The organism is Mesorhizobium sp. B2-3-14 (assembly GCF_006442175.1).
Lineage (GTDB): Bacteria > Pseudomonadota > Alphaproteobacteria > Rhizobiales > Rhizobiaceae > Mesorhizobium > Mesorhizobium australicum.
This window is the reverse complement of the sequence record NZ_VFVP01000005.1, coordinates 14,855-31,329: the sequence shown is the minus strand read 5'-3', so window position 1 is coordinate 31,329 and position 16,475 is coordinate 14,855. Positions and strand designations below refer to the sequence as shown.

At 63.0% G+C, this 16,475-nt stretch carries 17 protein-coding genes and 1 pseudogene; 9 read left to right on the top strand and 9 right to left on the bottom strand.

Going from position 1 to position 16,475, the window contains the following annotated elements; translation table 11 throughout:
• Nucleotides 1–88 precede the first annotated feature (88 nt).
• The 6 genes and pseudogenes from ispH to FJ950_RS29800 all read left to right on the top strand — a co-directional run bounded on the left by ispH (nt 89) and on the right by FJ950_RS29800 (nt 3,933).
• Nucleotides 89–1,099 (top strand): 4-hydroxy-3-methylbut-2-enyl diphosphate reductase, encoded by a 1,011-nt coding sequence (ispH, locus tag FJ950_RS14615; protein WP_015318789.1) that lies wholly within the window; start codon nt 89–91, stop codon nt 1,097–1,099.
• 6 nt (nt 1,100–1,105) lie between these two features.
• A complete protein-coding gene (locus tag FJ950_RS14610) occupies nt 1,106–2,083 on the top strand; it encodes a homoserine kinase (protein WP_140617288.1) in 978 nt (325 codons plus the stop codon).
• Nucleotides 2,080–2,613: a ribonuclease HI gene (gene rnhA / locus FJ950_RS14605; RefSeq protein ID WP_015318787.1), complete on the top strand. Its 534-nt coding sequence runs from the start codon at nt 2,080–2,082 to the stop codon at nt 2,611–2,613. The genes FJ950_RS14610 and rnhA overlap by 4 nt, the downstream gene beginning before the upstream one ends.
• Before the next feature lie 44 nt (nt 2,614–2,657).
• Nucleotides 2,658–3,233 (top strand): histidine phosphatase family protein, encoded by a 576-nt coding sequence (locus FJ950_RS14600; RefSeq protein WP_015318786.1) that lies wholly within the window; start codon nt 2,658–2,660, stop codon nt 3,231–3,233.
• A gap of 122 nt (nt 3,234–3,355) precedes the next feature.
• Nucleotides 3,356–3,637 (top strand): type II toxin-antitoxin system ParD family antitoxin, encoded by a 282-nt coding sequence (locus FJ950_RS14595; RefSeq protein WP_140617287.1) that lies wholly within the window; start codon nt 3,356–3,358, stop codon nt 3,635–3,637.
• A pseudogene (locus tag FJ950_RS29800) lies at nt 3,627–3,933 on the top strand (type II toxin-antitoxin system RelE/ParE family toxin). Before FJ950_RS14595 ends, FJ950_RS29800 begins: the two are co-directional and overlap by 11 nt.
• A gap of 4 nt (nt 3,934–3,937) precedes the next feature.
• On the opposite strand, the gene FJ950_RS14585 reads toward FJ950_RS29800, so the two are convergent.
• From FJ950_RS14585 to FJ950_RS14575, 3 genes are all read right to left on the bottom strand, one after another.
• Nucleotides 3,938–4,414 (bottom strand): DUF2938 domain-containing protein, encoded by a 477-nt coding sequence (locus tag FJ950_RS14585; protein WP_140617286.1) that lies wholly within the window; start codon nt 4,412–4,414, stop codon nt 3,938–3,940.
• A 93-nt stretch (nt 4,415–4,507) separates the two neighbouring features.
• Nucleotides 4,508–4,990 carry a peroxiredoxin gene (locus FJ950_RS14580; protein ID WP_015318782.1) on the bottom strand — a complete coding sequence of 161 codons (483 nt, stop codon included), beginning with the start codon at nt 4,988–4,990 and terminating at the stop codon, nt 4,508–4,510.
• 78 nt (nt 4,991–5,068) lie between these two features.
• A complete protein-coding gene (locus FJ950_RS14575) occupies nt 5,069–5,875 on the bottom strand; it encodes a protein-disulfide reductase DsbD domain-containing protein (protein WP_140617285.1) in 807 nt (268 codons plus the stop codon).
• 172 nt (nt 5,876–6,047) lie between these two features.
• Between FJ950_RS14575 and FJ950_RS14570 the strand changes: the two genes are divergently transcribed.
• Complete coding sequence (locus FJ950_RS14570; protein WP_015318780.1) at nt 6,048–6,656, top strand: YqgE/AlgH family protein; 609 nt, start codon at nt 6,048–6,050, stop codon at nt 6,654–6,656.
• 153 nt (nt 6,657–6,809) lie between these two features.
• Here FJ950_RS14570 and FJ950_RS14565 read toward each other — a convergent pair whose 3' ends face one another.
• Nucleotides 6,810–7,601: an MBL fold metallo-hydrolase gene (locus tag FJ950_RS14565; protein WP_181171242.1), complete on the bottom strand. Its 792-nt coding sequence runs from the start codon at nt 7,599–7,601 to the stop codon at nt 6,810–6,812.
• 98 nt (nt 7,602–7,699) lie between these two features.
• Here FJ950_RS14565 and FJ950_RS14560 point away from each other — a divergent pair, with 98 nt between their 5' ends.
• Nucleotides 7,700–8,590: a LysR family transcriptional regulator gene (locus FJ950_RS14560; protein WP_140617283.1), complete on the top strand. Its 891-nt coding sequence runs from the start codon at nt 7,700–7,702 to the stop codon at nt 8,588–8,590.
• A gap of 49 nt (nt 8,591–8,639) precedes the next feature.
• Here FJ950_RS14560 and FJ950_RS14555 read toward each other — a convergent pair whose 3' ends face one another.
• From FJ950_RS14555 to thrC, 4 genes are read right to left on the bottom strand one after another with little or no spacing between them, the layout of a single operon-like run.
• The gene (locus tag FJ950_RS14555) at nt 8,640–11,528 is read right to left on the bottom strand and encodes an EAL domain-containing protein (RefSeq protein WP_140617282.1); all 2,889 of its coding nucleotides are present in this window, start codon (nt 11,526–11,528) and stop codon (nt 8,640–8,642) included.
• 3 nt (nt 11,529–11,531) lie between these two features.
• Nucleotides 11,532–12,128, bottom strand: a complete 597-nt coding sequence (locus FJ950_RS14550) for a GNAT family protein (protein WP_140617281.1) — start codon at nt 12,126–12,128, stop codon at nt 11,532–11,534.
• Between the two features lie 12 nt (nt 12,129–12,140).
• On the bottom strand, nt 12,141–13,433 hold the full coding sequence (locus FJ950_RS14545) for a pitrilysin family protein (RefSeq protein WP_140617280.1): 1,293 nt from the start codon (nt 13,431–13,433) through the stop codon (nt 12,141–12,143).
• 14 nt (nt 13,434–13,447) lie between these two features.
• Nucleotides 13,448–14,845: a threonine synthase gene (gene thrC / locus FJ950_RS14540; RefSeq protein ID WP_140617279.1), complete on the bottom strand. Its 1,398-nt coding sequence runs from the start codon at nt 14,843–14,845 to the stop codon at nt 13,448–13,450.
• A 129-nt stretch (nt 14,846–14,974) separates the two neighbouring features.
• Between thrC and FJ950_RS14535 the strand changes: the two genes are divergently transcribed.
• Nucleotides 14,975–15,706 carry a hypothetical protein gene (locus FJ950_RS14535; protein WP_140617278.1) on the top strand — a complete coding sequence of 244 codons (732 nt, stop codon included), beginning with the start codon at nt 14,975–14,977 and terminating at the stop codon, nt 15,704–15,706.
• A 43-nt stretch (nt 15,707–15,749) separates the two neighbouring features.
• Here FJ950_RS14535 and FJ950_RS14530 read toward each other — a convergent pair whose 3' ends face one another.
• Nucleotides 15,750–16,439 (bottom strand): HAD family phosphatase, encoded by a 690-nt coding sequence (locus FJ950_RS14530; protein ID WP_140617277.1) that lies wholly within the window; start codon nt 16,437–16,439, stop codon nt 15,750–15,752.
• Nucleotides 16,440–16,475 lie beyond the last annotated feature (36 nt).

The window sequence follows — 16,475 nt, the reverse complement described above, 5'->3', positions numbered from 1 at the left end:
ACGCAAGCGACGCCTCTCTTTCCACCGACACCCTTGACAGGGCAGGGGTAGGCACCTCATTTCGGCGCTGACCAACCGGCAGGATTTGATGCTTCACACAATCGCCAAGCCTCCTCTGACGATCCGGCTCTGCCAGCCGCGCGGTTTTTGCGCGGGCGTCGACCGTGCCATCCAGATCGTCGTGCTGGCGCTGAAAAAATATGGCGCCCCGGTCTATGTCCGCCACGAAATCGTCCACAACCGCTATGTCGTCGAGGGGCTGCAGAGCCTTGGGGCCGTCTTCATAGAGGAACTTTCCGAAATCCCGGCCGAACATCGGCAGTCGCCGGTCGTCTTCTCCGCGCACGGTGTGCCCAAGTCCGTGCCGGCGGATGCGCAGGCGCGCAACCTGTTCTATCTCGACGCAACCTGTCCGCTGGTCTCCAAGGTCCACAAGCAGGCGATGCGTCACCAGCGGCTTGGCCGCCATGTGCTGTTGATCGGTCATGCCGGGCACCCCGAGGTGATCGGCACAATGGGGCAGTTGCCGGAAGGCGCGGTAACGCTGATCGAGACCGAAGCCGACGCAGCCCGGCTTGTACCGGCCGATCCAAAAGCACTTGGTTTCGTCACCCAGACCACGCTCTCGGTCGAGGATACCGCCGGCATCATCCGCGCGTTGCAGGAGCGCTTTCCGGACCTGCAGGCGCCGGCGGCGGAATCGATCTGCTACGCCACCACCAACCGCCAGGAAGCGGTCAAGGACACCGCCCCGGGTGCTGACCTCTATCTGATCGTCGGCGCCCCCAATTCCTCGAATTCGCGCCGCCTTGTCGAAGTTGCGGAACGGGCAGGTGCCTCGATGTCGCTTCTCGTGCAGCGCGCCGCTGAAATTCCGTGGAATGACATCGGCACCATTTCGACGCTCGGCCTGTCGGCGGGAGCATCGGCGCCGGAGATCATCGTCGACGAGATCATCGACGCGTTCCGCCAGCGTTTCGACGTCACCATCGACCTGGCCGTCACGGCCACCGAAACAGAGGATTTTCCGGTCATGCGGGTACTGCGCGATGTCGAACTGACGCCGGCCGACATGGCCTTCGTCAATGGGACCGCGTGAACGGCCATGGCGGTCTATACCGACGTTGCGGAGGGCGAACTCGGCGCTTTCCTGAAGCACTACCCGGTCGGCGATCTCCTATCCTACAAGGGCATCGCCGAAGGCACCGAGAATTCGAACTTTCTGCTGCACACCTCGAGCGGCTCCTACATCCTGACGCTCTATGAAAAGCGGGTCGAGAAGGCGGATTTGCCGTTTTTCCTCGGGCTAATGGGCCATCTCGCCAGCAAGGGGGTGTCCTGCCCGCTGCCGGTGACCGCGCATGACGGCAGCGTCATCGGCACGCTGGCCGGCCGGCCGGCCGTGATCATCACCTTCCTCGAAGGACTTTCGCTGCGGCGACCGGCCGCAACGCATTGCGCCGAGGTCGGCAAGGCGCTGGCGGCGCTGCACCTGGCCGGCGCCGACTTTCCGATGACGCGTCCGAACGCGCTCGCCGTCGACGGCTGGCGCAAGCTTTGGGATGCGTCTCGCGGCCGCGCCGACGAGGTCGAGCCGGGCCTTGCGGCCGAGGTCGATGCCGACTTTGCCGATTTCGAGCGGAACTGGCCCAAGGGCCTCCCCGAGGGCATCATTCATGCCGATCTGTTCCCGGACAATGTCTTTTTCCTGGGCGAGAAGCTTTCGGGGCTGATCGATTTCTATTTCGCCTGTGACGATCTCTATGCCTATGATGTCGCCACCTGCCTCAACGCCTGGTGTTTCGAGAAGGATTTTTCCTTCAACCTTACCAAGGGCAAGGCACTGCTTGCCGGTTATCAAAGCGTGCGCCCCCTGAGCGATGACGAGAAAGCGGCGCTGCCGATGCTGGCGCGCGGTTCGGCGCTACGCTTCATGCTGACCCGGCTTTACGACTGGCTGACCGTCCCCGATGGCGGACTGGTGATGAAACGCGACCCGTCCGAATATATCCGAAGGATGCGGTTCCATCGGGCGATCAGATTTCCTTCGGAATATGGATTGGCCGAAAACGGGGTGTCATGAGCAAGCAGGTTGAAATCTTTACCGATGGCGCCTGTTCGGGCAATCCCGGCCCCGGCGGCTGGGGCGCCATCCTGCGCTTCAACGGCACCACCAAGGAACTCTTCGGCGGCGAGGCCGAAACCACCAACAACCGCATGGAATTGCTGGCGGCCATTTCGGCGCTGAATGCGTTGAAGGAGCCTTGCACGGTCGAGCTTCATACCGACAGCAAATACGTCATGGACGGAATTTCCAAATGGATCCATGGCTGGAAGAAGAATGGCTGGAAGACCGCCGACAAGAAGCCGGTCAAGAACGGCGAACTCTGGCAGGCGCTGGACGAGGCCAACCGGCGCCACAAGGTCACCTGGAACTGGGTGAAGGGCCATGCCGGCCACATCGAGAACGAGCGCGCCGACGAACTGGCAAGGGAAGGCATGGCGCCGTTCAAGAAAGGGCCTTTCAGGCCGGTAGTGTCGGCGCCAAAGCCGGATGTCCAGGCAAAGCAGCCGCTGGCCCCGAAGGCGCGTCGTTCGACCCAGAGCTATTGAGCTTCTGGCACTCGCTGCGCCCGGCCGACAGGAGAATTTCTGTTATGCCGATCGCCTATTACATCACCCATCCTCAGGTTCAGATCGACGCCAGCGTGCCCGTGCCGGATTGGGGTCTATCCGACATCGGTCGTGCCAGGGCGCATGCAATGCTGAACCAGCCGTGGATCGCATCGATCGGGCGTGTGGTGTCGTCGGGCGAACGCAAGGCCGTTGAAACCGCCGAGGTGCTCGGGCGGCACCTCGACCTTGCGGTGCAGGTGAGGGAACGGATGCATGAGAACGACCGGTCGGCGACGGGTTTCCTGCCGCCTCCGGAGTTCGAGGCGGTCGCCGACCGGTTCTTCGCCAATCCGCACGAAAGCATTCGTGGCTGGGAGCGGGCCATCGACGCACAGCAGCGCATCGTGAGCGAGGTCGAGGCCGTCCTCGGTGCCGGCGGCAGCAACATCGCCCTTGTCGGACATGGCGGTGTCGGTACGCTCCTGCTACTGTCGCTCAGCGGCAGGCAAATCAGCCGCGAAGCCGATCAGCTGGCGGGCGGCGGCAACTATTTCGCCTTCGATACCCACACGCGCCAAATTATTCATGGATGGCGACCGATCGACAGGCTGTCCTGATCGGCGTACCGCAGCCGTACTCGTAGCGCAAGGACAGGCTCTTCTCGCGACATCGCAGTTGCTCGAGGATGTGGATGGGAGTAATATTTCCCACTATCGAGCAATGCAAGAGAGGACGCAGCGTGGCGAACGTTGAAAAAATGAGCGTGGCTGTGACCCCACAACAGGCAGCCCTGATGCGCGAGGCCGTGGAGGCGGGCGAGTATGCCACTGCAAGCGAGATCGTGCGTGAAGCGATGCGGGATTGGCTGGCCAAGCGCGAACTGCGGCATGACGATGTTCGCCGGCTGAGACGGTTGTGGGATGAAGGCAAGGCAAGCGGGAGACCGGAGGCTGTGGATTTCGACGTGTTGCGAAAGGAAGCTCGGCGAGAGCTGACGGAAACCTCGCGGAATGGCCGTTAGGCTAGTCTGGTCACCCGCGGCCAAGGCTGACCTCATCGACATCTACGTGACGATAGGCAGCGAAAACATACGGGCGGCCGATCGTTACTACGATCAGTTAGAAGCGCGTGCAGCTGGCAGACCAGCCGCGCATGGGTGTCAGGCGACCGGATATCAGGCCTTCCGCACGAATGCTGGTGGAGGCGCCTTTTGTACTGCTCTACGAAACGATTCCAAACACGGACGATGGCCCAGTGGAGTGGGTTGAAATCGTCCGTGTGGTCGACGGGCGGCGGGATCTGAACAGTCTGTTCTAGCTGTCTACCGGATCAGCAGCGCCGTACCGTAGAGCCCGAGCGCGAACACCGTGTGCGAGACCAGATTGAGGGCGCGGACCCGCATCGGATTCGGCCGCTTCGAGGCCGCCCAGCCGGCGCCCATGCCTGGCGCCAGCAGGAACCAGCCGGCGCCGACGGTAACGATGCCGAGGATGAAGGCCGGCAGGAAGGTCGGCGCGGCCAGCCAGCCCGCGCCCGCCAGCATCACCAGGATTATGCCGTAGGCGATGCCGACGAAGTAATGGAAGGCCCAGCCCAGCGCCTGTTCATACGCGTAGGGCGCCGCATCGCCGATATCGTCGTGAAACACCTTGTCGCGGAGGTGCCAGACCCAGCGCCCGACCGGCCCCCAGTTCGGGCGTGGCTGGCCGAACGCCTTGTGCAGGAAGAAGGCCCAGAGATCCATCAGGACGGTCGCGCCGACGCCGATCGCGACAGCGCGCCAGAAGATGTCAAACATCGTAGGATCCCCCCGAAAACCGGCAATTCTGGAGCGCGGCTGCTTGTCACGCGAGGCCGGCCATTGCGGCCTCGCGTGATTGGCCGTCGAAGTTCAAAGCTGGCCCAGAATATGAGCCGCGCCGGACTCGTCGACGCCGGGTTTGGTCTCGACATTGAGCGCGGTAACCTTGCCGTCGTCGATAATCATCGAAAACCGCTTCGAGCGCAGGCCCATGCCGCCACCGGAATAGTCGGCGTCGAGGCCGACCGCCTTGGCGAAATCGCCATTGCCGTCGGCGAGGAACAGGATCTTGCCTTCGCCGCCGGTGAAGCGCGCCCAGGCGCCCATGACGTGGACGTCATTGACCGAAACGACGGCGATGGTGTCGACGCCGCGCGCCAGGATCGCGTCATGGTTCTCGAGATAGCCGGGCAGGTGGTTGTTGCTGCAGGTCGGCGTGAAGGCGCCGGGAACGCCGAACAGCACCACTTTCTTGCCCGGAAAAATCTCGGCCGACGTGATCGGCTTGGCGCCGTCCGCGGTCATGGTCTTGAAGGTCGCCTCGGGCAGCTTGTCGCCAACGGAGATGGTCATGAATTCCTCGCTTGGGATGGGGAAAGACGCGTGCTTGCGTAACGAACTCGGCGGCTTCCTGCAACCATCGCGGCGCCATCAAGGGAAAGGCAGCAACCCTTCGACCGCGCCCGCCGAACTCGTCAACGTGTAGTGAAGCCCGCCGTCGGTCGGCGTCGTCGAAGGGCGATCGAGGATCGGCACGGTGAAGATCAGCTTGCCGTCCTTTTCCGAGCGGGAAGGTGTGCCGAACATATAGTCGCGCTCGCCGGCAACGAAGAAATCCGCTGCCTGCGGATCGCCAGGAAAACTTGCCTCGACAACCAGCGTCTCGTGATCGCCGGGCAGCACCTTGATGCCGAAGTCAGGCTTTGCCGCCGCCGGCAGTGCGGTGAAACTCGCCTTCACCAACGCCGCGTCGTCGGCATTATCGGGATCGGAAGCGGGGTCGACGCTCAGCCGTGTCTGCACGGGGATGCAGATGGATTCGCAAATGCCGAGAAAGACGTCGGCATCGATGACCGCCGGCTGGTTCGGCGTCCCCAGCGTGAACGTCACGGGCAAGGAAACCGGATAATTGTAACCGGCCCATTTGCCATAGCCATCATCGTGGCGCTGCGGCGCGGGAAAAGACAGTGTCGCATCGGTTATATTGGTGCTGGCCGAGACGTCGAGCTGCGGCGGCACACCTGCATCGCCCGGGTCGCGCCAATAAGTCTTCCAGCCGGGTTTGAGCGCGATATCGAGAACACCGTGTATGCGGCCAGCGTCGTCCGGCTTGCCGGATGTCACCAGCCGCACCTTGCCGCCTTCGCTGTTGTACCAGGCGGATGAGGAGGCGCTGGCGGGGAGGGCGGCCGCCAATCCAATGGCGGCGCCGAGCAACAGGATTTTCAAGCTTTGCATGGCGGTGATTTGATCGTCCCTTCGTGGCCGCGCAATGATTTCATGGCCGTGCTGATATCATATTTGCGTGACCTTTGCGGGCAAGCCAAGGCCGGACTCGCAATATGAGCTTTGGTCGAATCCGCTACGGCGCATCTTTTCGGCGCCGGGGAAACGCGTTACCTTCCCTGGCATGGATTTGTTGCGCCACAAAAAGACAGCCGCCGGCCGCGGCTTTCTCGACGATCAGTTCCTGATTGCCATGCCTGGTATGAAGGACGACCGTTTCACGCGCTCGGTCATCTACATCTGCGCCCATAGCGATGAAGGCGCGATGGGCCTGATCATCAACCAGACGCAGCAGATGCTGTTCCCGGACCTTCTGGTACAGCTTGGCATCATGAACGAGCAGGAGGCGATCCGCCTGCCGGCACAGGCGCGCGATTTCGTCGTGCGCAATGGCGGGCCTGTCGACCGCAGCCGGGGCTTCGTCCTGCATTCGGGCGACTACCGTGTGGATTCCTCGCTCACCGTTTCCGACGACATCTGCCTGACCGCGACCGTCGACATACTGCGGGCGATATCGTCAGGGCGCGGGCCGCGCCGCGCGCTCATGGCGCTCGGTTATTCCGGCTGGGGCGCCGGCCAGTTGGAAACCGAGATCGCTGAGAACGGCTGGTTGACCTGCCCGGCGACGCCGGAATTGCTGTTCGATGCCGACATCGAACGCAAATACGACCGGATTCTCGCCTCCATCGGCATCGATCTCGCCCATCTCAGCCTGGCCGCCGGGCACGCTTGAGCCTCGTCTTTGCCGGCCAGGGTCCCTTCGCCAGGTAAGGCGCAGCCGGAACGCTGCGCCGTTAGCGCAATCTCATCCCATGGCGATGCGCGAGAGCTGTTCAGGCTTGGAATTGCGTAAACAGGCGAAACCGCGTGTCCGGCTTGTTATCCGCTATGCCGGCTCATAGCCGTACGCTCCGTCCTCACGCATCACGCGGCCGATGCCCGGCCAGCCAAGGTGCGCTCCGGCGATCCATGTTCCAGCCTCGGCCGCGTCGAGGAAAACCTTCTGGCGCGTTGCGCGTGCGATCGCTTGGTCGTCGTCATAACCCCAACTCAACGCGGGATTGCCAAACTGCAATGCCGGCACATGAACAATGTCCCCGAAGAACAGGAAGCGGGCCTCGTCCGTGTCGAATGCGTAGCCGATGTGACCGGGAGCATGACCCGGCAGGGCAACTGCTCGCAGTCGCTTGGCCACCTGGTCGCCATTCCGCACGGGCTTCAACATGGATCTGAACCGCGCAAGGTCTGTTTCGGCGAGAAAGCTCTCGACAGCCTCCTCGGCGATTACGATCGCCTTCAAATTCGGAAAGAGCACCCGGTCGTCCGGCGTCAAAAGCCCGTACACATGATCCTGGTGGGCATGGGTGAGCGCCAAGACCGTGATCAAGGCAGGATCGATGCTGGCTTCGGCTAGTGTCTGCTCGAGGCGTCCTGTTGTTGAGGCCCAGCCTCCTCCTCCACTGTCGATCAGAATGCCGTCAACGCCTGGACCTGCGAGGGCAAAGCAATTGACGGACAGGCGGAGCGCCCCTGCCTGCGCGACTTGCGGCACCGGTTTGTCGCGCGGATCGCGCAGAAGGTCCGCCGGCATCTCAATATAGCCGTCCGAGAGCGACCAGACCCGCCAGGCGCCGGCGGTACAGCCGAGGACGTTACCGCTGCGGAATGTTACGATCATAGAGTACCTCAATCTGCCGTTGCCGATCAAAGCTAGGACAGAGTCACCTATGAGGATAGGCCTGTTGCACAGCAAGGCCTCATGAGTGATACTCATGAATGATGAGAAGCGAACTGAACGAACTCGCCGCGTTCGCGATGGTCGCCCGGGAACGAAGCTTTACACGAGCCGCGGCAAAACTAGGCGTGTCTCAATCTGCGCTGAGCCACACTATCCGTGGGCTCGAGCAGCGGCTCGAGCTACGGCTTTTGGCTCGAACGACGAAGAGCGTCGCGCCAACAGCCGCAGGGGCCGCTCTCTTGAAAGACCTGTCTCCGGCGCTTGAGCAAATCGCTGCTGCCCTTGACGGAGCGCGAAGCCTCAGGCGGCGCCCTGCGGGGCGCCTTCGAATTGTGATGTCACGCTCGGCCGCCGTAATGGTGCTGCTGCCACGGCTCGCGGCATTCGCGCAGGCCTACCCCGATATCGTTCTCGACGTTGTCACCACGACAGGCCCTGTAGACCTCGTTGCCGGCGAGTTCGATGCCGGTATCCAGCTCGGCGAGTATATTCAGAAAGACATGATCGCGGTACGCGTCACGCCGGAGTTGCGGCTGGGTGTGGTGGGATCGCCTGGTTATTTCTCATCACGAAGAATCCCGCAAAAGCCGAGGGATCTCAAGGATCATCAATGCATAGCCCTGCGTCTTCCAGGCGGTCCATCTCGGTGGGAGTTCGAGCGGGCGAGAAAGTCGGTCACGATCAACGCCAGCGGCTCGCTCATAATCGACGATACTCACCTGGTGATTCAGGCGGCGCTCGCCGGCGTTGGTCTCGGTCTCGCCTATGAAGAGCAAGTCGCAGAGTATATCGCGGAGCGACGGCTTGTCCGCGTCCTGGAGGAATGGACGCCGCCAATCCCAGGCTTTTTCCTGTATTATCCCAGTCGTCAGCTTCAGCCAGCGGCGCTGTCAGCATTGGTCAATGCGCTGCGACTCTCGCAACAATAGTGACGCATGTCGTTGTTCCGGAACCGAGGACACTTCCGGACGACATGCATTAGGCCTGCGTGAGCGGATACTGCTCCTTCAGCGTCTTTAGCACCTGGTCGCCCGGCATCGGCGCGCCGAACATGAAGCTCTGGACATATTCGCATCCCATCTGGCGCAGCTCCAGCGCATCGCGCTCGTCCGATATGCCCTCGGCGACCACCGAAAGGCCGAGCTCATGCGCCATGTTGACCATGGATTTGAGCAACACCGCGCGTTTTGGCGTGCTGTCGTCGACGAAGCTCTTGTCGATCTTGATGGTGTCGAACGGGAACCGCGTCAGATAGGCGAGCGATGAATAGCCGGTGCCGAAATCGTCCAGCGACAGGCCGATGCCGAGCTGCTTGAGCTTGGTCAGCACATGGGCCGTCTGCTCGGGATTGTCCATGACCAGCGACTCGGTCAGTTCGAGCCGGAAGCAGCGCGGCTTCAGATTGGCGCGCGCGATCACGGAACGCACGTCGCTGACCAGGTCGCGGCGGATGAGCTGGCGGCTCGACAAGTTGACCGACACCGACAGCGGCGCGTCGCCGATCTGCTTTTGCCATCCTGCCAGATCCTCGGCCGCCTGCTGCATGGCAAACAGCCCAAGCTGCACGATCAGCCCGCAGCTTTCCGCGACCGGGATGAAATCGGCCGGCGGGATCATGCCGCGGCGCGGATGGTCCCAGCGCAGCAGGGCCTCGAAGCCGGCGACGCTGCCATCCTCGAGCCGCACGATCGGCTGGTAGGCCAGCGTGAATTCGCGCCGCTCGATGGCGCGCCGCAGATCGGATTCGAACTGCAGGCGATCGGTGCCGACGGTGCGGAACGCCGGGCGGAACGGCTCGATCCTGTCGCCGCCGAAGCGCTTGGCCTGGTGCATGGCGAGCTCGGCGTCCTTGACCATGTCTTCGGCCGAGGTTTGTGCCGAGGTCCAGGTGATCAGGCCGATCGAGGCGGTCAGCACGATCTCGCGCTTGGCAAAGGTGATCGGATTGTTGATCGCATGCTTGATGGCGTCGGCCACGCCGGCGATGCGGGCAGGGTCCTGCTCGGACAAAAGCATCAGGGCGAACTGGTCGCCGGCGAAGCGCGACAGCGAATCCTTCGGCTTGAGCAGCCGGTGCAGGCGGCGCGCTATGGTGAGCAGGATGGTGTCGCCGGCCGAGATGCCGAGCCCGTCATTGACCTGCTTGAAGCGGTCGATATCGATGACGAAGACGGTCGGCCGCACCTTCTCTTCGGTGCGGGCGATCGAAATGATCGCCTCCAGCCGGTTCATGAACAATTCGCGGTTCGGCAGGCCGGTCAGATTGTCGTGCACGGCGTCGTGCAGCAGCCGTTCCTCGGATTTCTTCTGTTCGGTGACATCGACCATGGTACCGACGCAGCGGATCACCTCGCCGTCCGATCCGATGACGGGTCGCGCGCGCAGGGCAAACCAGTGATAGTGCCCATCGGCGCCACGCAGGCGGAAATTCTGCGACACCCGGCCGCGGCGATGTTCCAGCACCACGTCGAGCGTCGTGCGGAATGTGTCTCGGTCGTCGGCATGCAACACCGGCAGCCAGTTGCGGGCGGCGCCACCCAGGCTGTTGGGCGCAAGGCCGAGCTGGATGCTGACGTCGGGTTTGGTCACCACGCGGTCGCGCAGCACGTCCCAATCCCACACCGTATCGCCCGATCCCGCGACGGCCAGCGCCTGCCGCTCGAGGTCGGAGAACAGCCCCTGATGCAGCGCACCGCCAGCAAAGGCGTGCTGCATGACGGTGAAGCCGATCAGCAGGATGATCAGGATCAAGCCGCCGCCAAGTGCCGGCTGGGCGATATCGTTGTCGAGCATGCCGGTGATCGCCATCCACGATCCGCATAACCACAACAGCACCATGACCCAGCTGGGCACCAGCATGATCGCTCGGTCATAACCACGAATTCCGAGGAAAATGATCAAGCCGAGCCCGGTCAGTGCGGTCGCGGCAAACGAGATGCGGGCGATGCCGGCGGCGACCGCCGGATCGACAATTGCGACGCCGGCGATCAACAGCAGCCCCAGAATCCAGACCAGGGCGCCATAGCTGAAATGGCCGTGCCATCGGTTGAGGTTGAGATAGGCAAACAGGAACACCACGAAGGTCGCTGCCAGCGCCACCTCGGTGCCGGCCCGCCACATCTGCTCGTTGCCGGGCGAGATCTCGATGACCTTGTTGAGGAAGCCGAAATCGACACAGATATAGGCAAGCACCGCCCAGGCGAGGGCCGCCGTCGCCGGGAACATCGACGTCCCCTTGACCACGAACAGGATGGTCAGGAACAGCGCCAGAAGGCCGGCGATACCGATGACGATGCCGCGAAACAGCGTGTAGGAATTGACCGAATCCTTGTAGGATTCCGGATCCCAGAGGTAGACCTGCGGCAGCTTCGGCGAGGCGAGTTCGGCGATGAAGGTGATCACCGTGCCGGGGTTCAGCGTCACCCGGAACACGTCGGCGTCGGGGCTGGTCTGGCGGTCGAGCGCGAAGCCTTCGCTGGGCGTGATGGCGGCGATGCGCGTGGAACCCAGATCCGGCCAGAAGATGCCGGAATTGACCAGCCGGAAGTGCGGCGCCACGATCAGCCGATCGAGTTGCTGGTCGGTGGTGTTGGCGAGCGCGAAGACAGCCCAGTCGCCGGTCGAGCGGGCATCGTTGGCTTCGACCTCGATCCGCCGCACGATGCCGTCCGGCCCGGGCGCGGTCGACACCTGGAAGTTCTCACCCTGGTTGCGGTAGATTTCGACGGCGCGCGAAAGATCGAGCGCGACATCGTCGCGGGCGATCTTGATCGGTTCTACGGCAAAGGCCGACGAAGCCGCGCACAGCGTCAGCATCGTCGCCAGAAGAAAGGCGAACAGCGGCCCGTTTCGCAGGGAATTCGTCAAAAATCAGTCCTTCGTTCCAGCGCCCGGCGGATCGTCGGCGATCCGGGCGTAGAGGTAGTGGTCCTGCCAGATGCCGTTGATCCTGAGATAGGATCGCAGAAGTCCTTCGCGCCGGAATCCGGCTTTTTCAAGCACGCGGATCGACCTGATATTGTCGGGAATACAGGCGGCTTCGATCCGGTGCAACCTCAGCGTCTCGAAGGCGAAGCGGGCCACCACCTTGACCGCGTCTGTCATCAGGCCGCGGCCGCCGAAGCGCTCGCCGATCCAGTAGCCGACATGGCCGCTTTGCGAGACGCCGTGGCGTATGTTGCCGAGCGTGATGCCGCCCGCGAGCTTGCCGCTCGACTTCTCGAAGATGAAGAAGGCGATCGCGGTTCCCTGTGCGTAGTCCTCGCGATAGCGGCTGATGCGCAGGCGCCATGCCGTGCGGTCGAGTTCGTCCGGGGTCCAGCGCGGCTCCCATGGCTCCAGGAACGCCCGGCTTTCGCCGCGCACCGCCGACCACTCGCGGTAGTCGTTGGTGAACGGCACGCGCAGCGTGACGAGGTTGCCCTTCAGTGCCGGCAGGTCACGGCGAAAGAAAGGGAGCGCGAACACGGCGCTTGGGACTTAGACGGCGAGCCTGCGGGCCGTGGTCTGCGTGCCCGGAAGCGAATCGAGGATCGCCTCGTATGGTGCCAGCGTACCCACGGGCCCGACAGCGGTAAGCGTCGGCTTGGTCGAGAACATCCGCGACGACAGGTCGGTCAGGCGCTCGATCGTCAGCGCCGCCAGGCGCTCCATCAACTCTTCTTTCGCGATCGGCCTGCCGAAAAGGAGTAGTTGCCGCGCGATCTGCGAGGCGCGGCTGGCCGGGCTTTCGGCCGACATGATCAGCCCGGCACGATATTGGGCGCGCGCACGGTCGAGCTCTTCCTGCAGGATGCTCTCGCCGGCCTTCTGCAACTCGTCGATGATGACAGGCACCAGCTTGGCGATGTCGCTCTGCCCCGTCGCGGCGTGAACGCCGAATATGCCCGTATCGGAAAAGCCCCAGTGGAAGGCGTAGACCGAGTAACAGAGGCCGCGTTTTTCGCGGACCTCCTGGAACAGACGCGATGACATGCCGCCGCCGAGGATCATCGACAGCACCTGCGACGCGTAGAAATCCCGCACATGGTAGGCGCGGCCCTCGAAGCCCAGCACGATCTGCGCGTCCATCAGGTCGCGGTCCTCGCGGAAGTCGCCGCCGACATATTGCGCGTATTGCGGGATGGTGCTGTCGGCCTTGCTGCGGAAACCGCCGAGCCGGTTTTCGACCTCGCGCACGAACTTGTCGTGCTTGATGTCGCCTGCGGCCACGATCACCATGCGCTCGGCGCCATACTGGCGTTCGATGAAATCGTGCAACTGCTTGGAGGTGAAGGATTTTACCGTTTCGGGCGTACCCAGGATCGAGCGGCCGATGGTCTGGTGGCGAAAGGCCGTCTCGGTGAAACGGTCGAAGACGATGTCGTCGGGCGTGTCGTGCGCGGCGCCGATCTCCTGCAGGATGACGTGCTGCTCGCGCTCAAGTTCCTGCGGGTCGAATTCGGACTCCTGCAGGATGTCGGACAGGATATCGACGGCCAGCGGCACATCGTCGGAGAGCACCCTGGCGTAGTAGGACGTGGTCTCGACGCTGGTGGCCGCATTGATCTCGCCGCCGACGTCCTCGATTTCCGAGGCGATCTCGAAGGCGCTTCGCCGCTTCGTCCCCTTGAACGCCATGTGCTCGAGCAGATGGGCCATGCCGTGCTCGTCTTCGCGTTCATTGCGGGCACCCGACTTGACCCAGGCACCCAAGGCAACCGATTCGATACTTGGAAGGGTTTCGGTGGCGACTGTCAGGCCGTTCGACAGACGGCTTACCTCAACACCCATATGGCTCGTACTCCCTAACGCGCCGCCCGCGCGCGGCGACTGACGTAATCTTCCACCATTTTGAGGTCGGATGGAAGTACCGTGTATTTTTCCTCGAATGTCATCAATCCCCCTAGCCATGCGGGCAGGGCGGGCGAGACACCGCTGGCGGCTTCGACGGCGGCCGGGAATTTCGCCGGATGGGCGGTGCCGAGCACCACCATCGGCACGGCGCCCGCAGCCCTGGCCGCCGCCACATGCATGGCTGCCGCCGTATGTGGATCGAGCAGATAGTTGCTGTTTGCCAGCGTCGAGCGGATGGTGGCGGCGACCTCGTCCATATCGGCGCGGCCGGCGTCGAATTCGGTTCGCATACCGGCGATTTCCGCGGCTTCGATGGTGAAGGCGCCCGATTGTTTGAGGCCGGCCATGTAGCGCCGCACCGTTGCGGGGTCGCGGTTTGACGCCTCGAAAAGCAGGCGTTCGAAGTTCGACGAAACCTGGATGTCCATCGACGGCGAGGTGGTCGCAAAGACCCCTTTGGTCCGGTATTCGCCGGTCGCGAAGGTGCGTGCCAATATGTCGTTGTCGTTGGTGGCGATGACCAGCCGGTCGATCGGCAGGCCCATCTTCTTGGCGGCGTAGCCGGCGAAGATATCGCCGAAATTGCCGGTCGGCACGGTGAAGGAGACCGGCCTGTCCGGTGCGCCGAGCGACAATGCCGAGGAGAAATAATAGACGATCTGGGCCATGATGCGTGCCCAGTTGATCGAATTGACCCCCGACAGCGACACCTGGTCGCGGAAGCCGTGATCGTTGAACATGTCCTTCAGCAGGCCCTGACAGTCGTCGAAATTGCCCTCGATCGCCAGCGCATGCACATTTTCAGCCTTCGACGTCGTCATCTGCCGCTGCTGCACCGGCGAGACGCGGCCATGCGGAAAAAGGATGAAGATGTCGGTGCGGCTGCGCCCGGCAAAGGCGTCTATGGCCGCGCCACCGGTATCGCCCGACGTGGCGCCGACGATGGTGGCGTGCTGGTCGCGTTCGGCAAGCACATGATCCATCAGCCGGGCAAGCAACTGCATCGCCACGTCCTTGAACGCCAGTGTCGGCCCATGAAAAAGTTCGAGGACAAAAGTGTTGGCGCCGGTCTGCACCAGCGGGCAGACGGCCTCATGGCGGAAGGTGGCATAGGCTTCGCGGACCAGGCGCTCGAAGACCGGCGCGGCGATCTCGCCGCCGAGGAACGGCGTCAGCACGCGTATGGCCAGGTCGGGATAGGCGAGGCCGCGCATGGCTCGGATCTCGGATGGCGAGAAATGCGGCCATTCGCGCGGCACGTAGAGGCCGCCATCGCGCGCCAGGCCCGCCAGGATGGCGTCGGAAAATCCAAGCGCGGGCGCTTCGCCGCGGGTGCTCACATAATGCATGTCACAGATCCGTTTGCCGCCTGTTTTTCCGTTCACCACAAGGTGGTTAATTTCTGCACCGGCTCTAGTCGCATTTTTGCCGCGCGGTTGATATACGTCACCAGCTTTGCGAGAGGGAAGTGCAGTTTCATGGCGTTTCGTATATCAAGTGGTCGCCTTTTGGCGGGTCTTGCGCTCACTGGCTTTATGCTTGCCGCCGCGGGCTGCCAATCAGGCGACAATGGCATCCTGAACCTCGGTTTCGGCAAGAAGGATCCGACGGCGCCACCCCCGCCGCAGGACCCCAAGGTGCTGGCCAGCCAGCTGAACGCCTATTGCCCAAGGGTGACGGTGCGCGACGGCACGGCCTTCTTCAATACCTATGTCAACGAGGTCCAGAAGCCCAAGCCGAAGCTCAAAAAGACCGGCGATGCCGCTGCGGATGCCGCGGCCCAGGCCGCCGCTGACGCCGCTGCTGCTACGCCGCCCGACGATTCGGCGAGGATCATTTATCAGGCGTCGATCAGCGACGTGACCCGCGATTGCAGCCGTGCCGACGGACAACTGACGATGAAGATCGCGGTTGCCGGCAAGATCGTGCCAGGACCGAAATTCACGCCCGGCACCATCACCATGCCGATCCGCACCGCGGTCATGCATGGCACTGACGTGCTTTATTCGCAGATCCACCAGTATCAGGTTCAGGTGACCGATCCCTCGGTCGCGACCCAGTTTGTCTTCACCGATTCCAATGTGGTCGTACCGGCGCCGACGGCGCAGGACTATCAAGCCTATGCCGGTTACGACGAAACCGCGCCGAAGGCGACGACCGACAAGCCGAGGAAGAAGACCCACAGGAAGAAGACGGCCGCGACGAACTAGGCGGCTTGTCGGCCTGGCGTGCCTCCAGCCGGACGCACGCATCTCAGGCATCCGCCGACCACTCCGACAGAGCGGCAATGACGCTCTTCAGTTCCGCCCAGCGGCGGATCACCGTCTCGGCGCCGGCCTCTGTCAAGGCGTCGGCATGGCCGGGATAGCTGTGGCTGGCGCCCGTAAAGCCGATCACGCGCATGCCGGCGGCCTTGGCGCCGGTGACGCCGTGCACGGAATCCTCGATGACGAAGGTGTTCGCCGGGTTGACGCCGAGCTTTTCGGCGGCATGCAGGAACACGTCTGGAGCCGGCTTGGTCTTTCCGGTCGGCGTTTCCATCGCCGAGAAGATGCGCCCGGCGAAGAACGGCAGCAGATGCACCTTCTCCAGCATGAACTCGATCCGCTCCGAACGTGAGTTGGAGCAGACGCAGCGTTGCGACGTGACCGAGGCGACCGCTTCGCGGACGCCTTCGATGGCGCGCACGTCGCTGCGCAGTTTGCGGTCGACCAGTTCCTCGGCGCGGTCGATCAGCGACACCTGGAACGGGATTTTGGACTTTTCCTCAATTCGTATCAGTATGTCCTTGAAGGTCAGGCCGGCATAGGTCTCGGCAATCTCCTCCGCCGAGATTTCGTATCCGGCCAGGGTTATCAGTTCAGCTTCGACCCGCGCGGCGATGATTTCGGAATCGACGAGCACGCCGTCGCAATCGAAGATGACAAGATCTGGCTGGGGCATGGTGATCCGAACGATGGAGGGTGGAGGAATGGCCGC